Here is a 6,093-nt window from a genome sequence, read left to right on the forward strand (position 1 = left end):
TGAAGGTGAATCCATGACTACATCGACTGTTAAAACAAACCTGCTGGGTCTGACCCAGCCGGAAATGGAAAAATTCTTCGACTCAATCGGGGAGAAGCGTTTCCGTGCCGGTCAGGTAATGAAATGGATTCACCACTTTGGCGTCGATGATTTCGACGCCATGACGAACGTCAGCAAAGCCTTGCGCGACAAGCTCAAGGCCATTGCTGAAGTGCGTGGTCCGGAAGTGGTCAGCGAGGACATCTCCAGCGACGGCACCCGTAAATGGGTGGTGCGCGTGGCGTCCGGCAGCTGCGTCGAGACCGTGTACATTCCCCAGGGCAAGCGCGGCACTTTGTGCGTTTCGTCCCAGGCAGGCTGTGCCCTGGATTGCAGTTTCTGCTCCACCGGCAAGCAAGGCTTCAACAGCAACCTCACCGCCGCCGAAGTCATCGGTCAGGTGTGGATTGCCAACAAATCTTTCGGCAGCGTCCCGGCCACCGTCGACCGCGCCATCACCAACGTGGTGATGATGGGCATGGGCGAGCCGTTGCTGAACTTCGACAACGTCGTCGCCGCCATGCATCTGATGATGGATGACCTCGGCTACGGGATCTCCAAGCGCCGCGTGACCCTGTCCACCTCGGGCGTGGTGCCGATGATCGATGAGCTGGCCAAGCACATCGACGTGTCCCTGGCGTTGTCCCTGCACGCACCGAACGACGCATTGCGTAACCAATTGGTGCCGATCAACAAGAAATATCCGCTTAAGATGCTGCTCGAGTCGTGCCAGCGCTACATGTCCGCCCTTGGCGAGAAACGTGTGCTGACCATCGAGTACACCTTGCTCAAGGACGTCAACGACAAGCTTGAGCACGCGGTGGAAATGATCGAGTTGCTTAAAGATATCCCGTGCAAGATCAACCTGATCCCGTTCAACCCGTTCCCGCACTCCGGGTACGAGCGGCCGAGCAACAATGCCATCCGCCGCTTCCAGGATCAGTTGCATCAGGCCGGTTTCAACGTCACCGTGCGCACCACCCGTGGTGAAGACATCGATGCCGCATGTGGTCAATTGGTAGGGCAGGTGCTGGATCGCACCCGTCGCAGCGAACGTTACATCGCCGTGCGCGAGTTGAGCGCCGACAGCGATCTGGCACAGAACGCCGCGAACACTAACTAAGAGAGGATCTCTATGTCCCTGCGCTTTGCGCTGCTGTTGCTGTTGGCCAGCCTGTGTGCTGGTTGTGTCCTGTCGGGTGACTACAACCCGATGAAGACCAGCAAGGGCCGCGATGAAGCGCGGGCTGCCTACGTGCAGCTGGGGCTGGGCTATCTGCAGCAAGGCATGACCGAGCGCGCCAAGGTGCCATTGAAGAAAGCGCTGGAGCTGGACGGTTCCGACCCCGACGCCAATGCGGCCCTCGGTCTGGTGTTTCAGGCCGAGATGGAGCCGGCACTGGCCGACGAGCACTTTCGCAAGGCCCTGTCCTCACGTCCCGCCGATGCGCGCATCCTCAACAACTACGGCAGTTTTCTCTACGAAGAACAGCGCTACAAGGAAGCCTACGAGCGTTTTGAACAAGCGGCCGCCGATACCCTGTATCCTGAGCGCTCGCGGGTCTTCGAAAATCTCGGCATGACCGCCGCCAAGCTTGGCCAGCGTGATCTGGCCCAGCAACAGCTGGAAAAAGCCCTGCGCCTGAATCGCCAACAACCACGCGCATTGCTGGAAATGGCTGAGTTGTCCTTCGAAGACAGGCATTATGTGCCCGCGCGTGACTATTACGACCGTTTCAGCCAGCTCACCGAACAAAATGCACGTAGTCTATTGCTCGGCGTTCGGCTGGCAAAAGTGTTTGAAGATCGCGACAAGGCAGCCAGTTACGGTCTGCAATTAAAACGACTCTATCCCGGTACGCCGGAATATCAGCAATACCTGTCGGAGCAATGATGAAAGCGGCGCATCCCGAAGTTGTAGCAGCGAATCGCGTAAATCCCGGTGAGACCCTGCGCCAGGCCCGCGAAAGCAATGGCTGGTCGCTGGCCGAAGTGGCCCTCAAGCTCAACCTCACCGTGACATCCCTGAGCAATCTTGAAGCCGGCGCTTTCGACAAGCTGCCGGGGCATACCTTCGCTCGCGGTTACATTCGCGCCTATGCCAAATTGCTCGGCATGGACCAGACCGTTCTGGTTCAGCAGTTCGACCAGTCCACCGGCACCGACTCCCAGGGCAGCAACGTTCACGCCCTCGGTCGTATCGAAGAGCCGGTGCGGGTTTCCCACACCATTTTGCGTATCGTCAGCCTGTTGTTGCTGATTGCGGTCATCGGCGGCGGTTTCGTCTGGTGGCAGGATCAGACCTCCCAGCGCACCCGCGATCTGACCAGCCTCGCACCGGAACACGTCGAAGTCGAAGGCGCTGACGGCACCACGCAGATCCACCCGATAGACGAGCCGGAAGACCAGGCTGTCGCCGAAAATCAGGCTGACAATTCGACATCGCTGGCCTTGCCGCAGTCGGAAACCAGTGCCGAATCGACCGGCGCCGAATCTGCTGCGCCAGCTACCGAGCCAACTGCGCCGGCAGTTGCGCCAAGCGCTCCGGCACAGACGCCTGCACCAGTGGTGGCAGCTCCGGCCACTCCAGCGCCGAACGTCCCAGCGACACCTGCCCCGGCCGCGCCGGTCGCTCAAGCGCCAAGCGCTGAAGCAGCTGCGCCGGTTGCCGGCGAAGGCCAGGTGCAGCTGCAGTTCACCGGCGATTGCTGGGCGCAGGTGACCGATGGCCGGGGCAAAGTGATTTTCAGTGGTCTGAAGCATAAAGGCGACAGCGTGAGCGTTTCCGGCAAACCGCCGCTCAATGTGCGTCTGGGCGTTGCCCGCGCAGCACAGGTCAGCTACAACGGCCAACCGGTCGATATCGCTCCGTTCACCAGTGGCGAGACTGCTCGCCTGAAGTTGGGTCAATAAGTCATGCACGGCGAATCTCCAATCAAACGTCGCGAATCGCGCAAGATCTGGGTCGGCAACGTACCGGTGGGCGGCGACGCGCCGATCGCTGTGCAAAGCATGACCAACAGCGATACCAATGATGTCGCTGCGACCGTGGCGCAGATCAATCGTCTGGAAGCCGCCGGCGTCGACATCGTTCGCGTCTCGGTGCCGGACATGGACGCCGCCGAGGCGTTCGGCAAGATCAAGCAACTGGTCAAAGTGCCGTTGGTGGCTGACATCCACTTCGACTACAAAATCGCTTTGCGCGTGGCCGAACTGGGTGTGGACTGCCTGCGCATCAATCCGGGCAACATCGGTCGTGAAGACCGTGTGCGTGCCGTGGTCGATGCTGCCCGTGATCGCGGCATTCCGATCCGCATCGGCGTCAACGCCGGTTCGCTGGAAAAAGACCTGCAGAAGAAATACGGCGAGCCGACCCCGGCGGCGCTGGTCGAGTCCGCTTTGCGCCACGTTGAACACCTTGAACGCTTGAATTTCCAGGACTTCAAGGTCAGCGTTAAGGCCTCCGACGTGTTCATGGCCGTCGAAGCGTACCGTTTGCTGGCGAAAGAAATCGTCCAGCCGCTGCACCTCGGCATCACCGAAGCTGGCGGTTTGCGTTCGGGCACGGTGAAATCCGCCGTGGGCCTAGGTATGCTGCTCGCCGAAGGGATTGGCGATACTATCCGCATCTCGCTGGCGGCCGACCCGGTCGAGGAAGTGAAGGTCGGTTACGACATTCTCAAGTCTTTGCATCTGCGTTCCCGTGGCATCAACTTCATCGCCTGCCCGAGCTGCTCGCGGCAGAACTTCGATGTGGTGAAAACCATGAACGAGCTGGAAGGGCGCCTCGAAGACCTGCTGGTGCCGCTGGATGTCGCGGTCATCGGTTGCGTGGTCAACGGCCCCGGCGAAGCCAAGGAAGCCCATATCGGCTTGACCGGCGGCACGCCCAACCTGATTTACATCGACGGCAAGCCGTCGCAGAAGCTGACGAATGACAATCTGGTGGACGAGCTGGAAAAGCTGATCCGCCAGAAAGCGGCCGAAAAGGTCGAAGCTGACGCTGCCGTTATCGCGCGCGGCTGATCGAATGAATTAAGGAAATTTTGTGAGCAAGTCTCTGCAAGCCATTCGTGGCATGAACGACATCCTGCCCGAACAGACCCCGCTGTGGCGTTATTTCGAAGGCACTGTGGCGCGTCTGCTGGATAACTACGGTTACAAGCAGATCCGTATGCCGATCGTCGAGTTCACCGAGCTGTTCAAGCGCTCGATCGGCGAAGTGACCGACATCGTCGAAAAAGAGATGTACACCTTCGAAGACCGCAACGGTGATTCCCTGACCCTGCGTCCGGAAGGCACTGCGGCCTGTGTGCGCGCAGTGCTCGAACACGGCATCACCGGCGGTGGTCAGGTGCAGAAACTCTGGTACATCGGCCCGATGTTCCGCCACGAGCGTCCGCAGAAAGGCCGTTATCGCCAGTTCCACCAGATCGGTCTGGAAGTGTTCAACCTCGACGGTCCGGACATCGACGCCGAGCTGATCATCATGACCTGGCGCCTGTGGGGCGAGCTGGGCATCCGTGATGCGGTCAAGCTCGAACTCAACAGCCTCGGCACCAGCGAATCCCGTGGTCGCTATCGTGAAGCGCTGGTCGAGTACCTCTCGGCGCACCACGACAAGCTCGATGAAGACAGCCAGCGTCGCCTGAAAACCAACCCGCTGCGCGTGCTCGACACGAAAAATGCCGACACCCAGGCCGTGCTGGTCGATGCGCCGAAAATGGCCGACTACCTCGACGACGAGTCCCGCGCTCACTTCGAAGGCCTGAGGGCGCGTCTGGATGCCGTTGGCATCCCTTACGTGCTCAACCCGAAACTGGTGCGTGGCCTCGATTACTACAGCAAAACCGTTTTCGAATGGGTCACCGACAAGCTCGGCGCCCAGGGCACCGTGTGCGCGGGCGGCCGTTACGACGGTCTGGTCGAGCAGATGGGCGGCAAGCCAACCCCGGGCGTCGGTTTCGCCATGGGCATCGAGCGTCTGGTGTTGATGCTCGAAACCCTCGAGCAGATCCCGCAGGAAATTTCCCGTCAGGTCGACGTCTACCTCTGCGCCTTCGGTGAAGAGGCCGAGCTGGCCGGTCTGGCCCTGGCTGAACGGGTTCGCGATGAACTTCCAAACCTGCGCCTGCAAGTCAATGCCGGCGCCGGCAGTTTCAAAAGCCAGTTCAAGAAGGCCGACAAGAGCGGTGCGCTGTACGCATTGATCCTCGGTGACGACGAAATGGCCCAGCAAGTGGTAGGTTTCAAACCCCTGCGTGGCCAGGGCGAACAACAAAGCATTGCCTGGGATGCGCTCGCCGCTCACCTGGCCACCTGCGTCGTGCAGGGTTGAAGCTGTCTTAACAGCCGATTTAGCGATTAAGGAGTATTGGGGTGTCGAGTACCGAAGACGAACAGTTGGCGGATTTGAAGGACTGGTGGACACGCAACGGCAAACCTCTGGTCACCGGCGGCCTGTTGGCGCTGGTCATCGTGTTCGGCTGGCAGGCATATCACAAATACCAGAGCAGCCAGTCGCAAGGCGCCTCGGTGCTCTATCAGCAATTGCTGGAAACCACGCTGACGCCTGACGGCAAGCCTGATGCCGCCCGCGTTGCGGATCTGGCCGGCAAGCTCAACAGCGAATACGGCGGTTCGGCCTACGCGCAGTACGGCAGCCTGTTCGTCGCCAAAGTAGCGGTCGACAGCGGCAAGCTGGACGACGCGGCAACCGAACTCAAAGCCATCGTCGACAAGCCGGCCAACCCGGCGCTGGGCGAAATCGCCCGTCAGCGTCTGGCGCAGGTGCTGGGCGCGCAGGACAAGGCCGAAGACGCCCTGAAACTGCTCGACGGCGATGCCGACAAAGCGTTCCTGGCCACTCGCGAAGAACTCAAGGGCGACCTGCTGGTGCGCTTGGGCCGTACCGATGACGCGAACAAGGCGTATCAAAAAGCCAAGGCGGCACTGTCGGATGAAGCGGCGGTCGGTGGCCTTCAAATCAAGCTCGACGACCTGGCCAAAGGGGATGCGTGACGTGATCCGTTGGAAGCATGCAGCATTGCTGGC

General features: G+C 60.3%; 6 protein-coding genes. All 6 read left to right on the plus strand.

Annotated elements, in window-relative coordinates; genetic code table 11:
• The first annotated feature begins 13 nt into the window (after positions 1-13).
• From rlmN to D8U61_RS03790, 6 genes are read left to right on the plus strand one after another with little or no spacing between them, the layout of a single operon-like run.
• Positions 14-1,162, plus strand: coding sequence for a 23S rRNA (adenine(2503)-C(2))-methyltransferase RlmN (rlmN, locus tag D8U61_RS03765; RefSeq protein WP_024014215.1), 1,149 nt, complete (start codon positions 14-16; stop codon positions 1,160-1,162).
• A 12-nt stretch (positions 1,163-1,174) separates the two neighbouring features.
• The gene (gene pilW / locus D8U61_RS03770; RefSeq protein WP_016773330.1) at positions 1,175-1,933 is read left to right on the plus strand and encodes a type IV pilus biogenesis/stability protein PilW; all 759 of its coding nucleotides are present in this window, start codon (positions 1,175-1,177) and stop codon (positions 1,931-1,933) included.
• Entirely contained in the window at positions 1,933-2,952 is a 1,020-nt protein-coding gene (locus D8U61_RS03775) for a RodZ family helix-turn-helix domain-containing protein (protein WP_125925685.1), read from the plus strand. The genes pilW and D8U61_RS03775 overlap by 1 nt, the downstream gene beginning before the upstream one ends.
• Before the next feature lie 3 nt (positions 2,953-2,955).
• Positions 2,956-4,065: a flavodoxin-dependent (E)-4-hydroxy-3-methylbut-2-enyl-diphosphate synthase gene (gene ispG / locus D8U61_RS03780; RefSeq protein ID WP_016773332.1), complete on the plus strand. Its 1,110-nt coding sequence runs from the start codon at positions 2,956-2,958 to the stop codon at positions 4,063-4,065.
• 22 nt (positions 4,066-4,087) lie between these two features.
• Positions 4,088-5,377: a histidine--tRNA ligase gene (gene hisS / locus D8U61_RS03785; RefSeq protein WP_122611849.1), complete on the plus strand. Its 1,290-nt coding sequence runs from the start codon at positions 4,088-4,090 to the stop codon at positions 5,375-5,377.
• A gap of 41 nt (positions 5,378-5,418) precedes the next feature.
• Positions 5,419-6,060, plus strand: coding sequence for a tetratricopeptide repeat protein (locus tag D8U61_RS03790; RefSeq protein ID WP_130926432.1), 642 nt, complete (start codon positions 5,419-5,421; stop codon positions 6,058-6,060).
• Positions 6,061-6,093: the final 33 nt, after the last annotated feature.

The organism is Pseudomonas sp. Sample_14 (genome assembly GCF_004307515.1).
GTDB lineage: Bacteria > Pseudomonadota > Gammaproteobacteria > Pseudomonadales > Pseudomonadaceae > Aquipseudomonas > Aquipseudomonas atacamensis.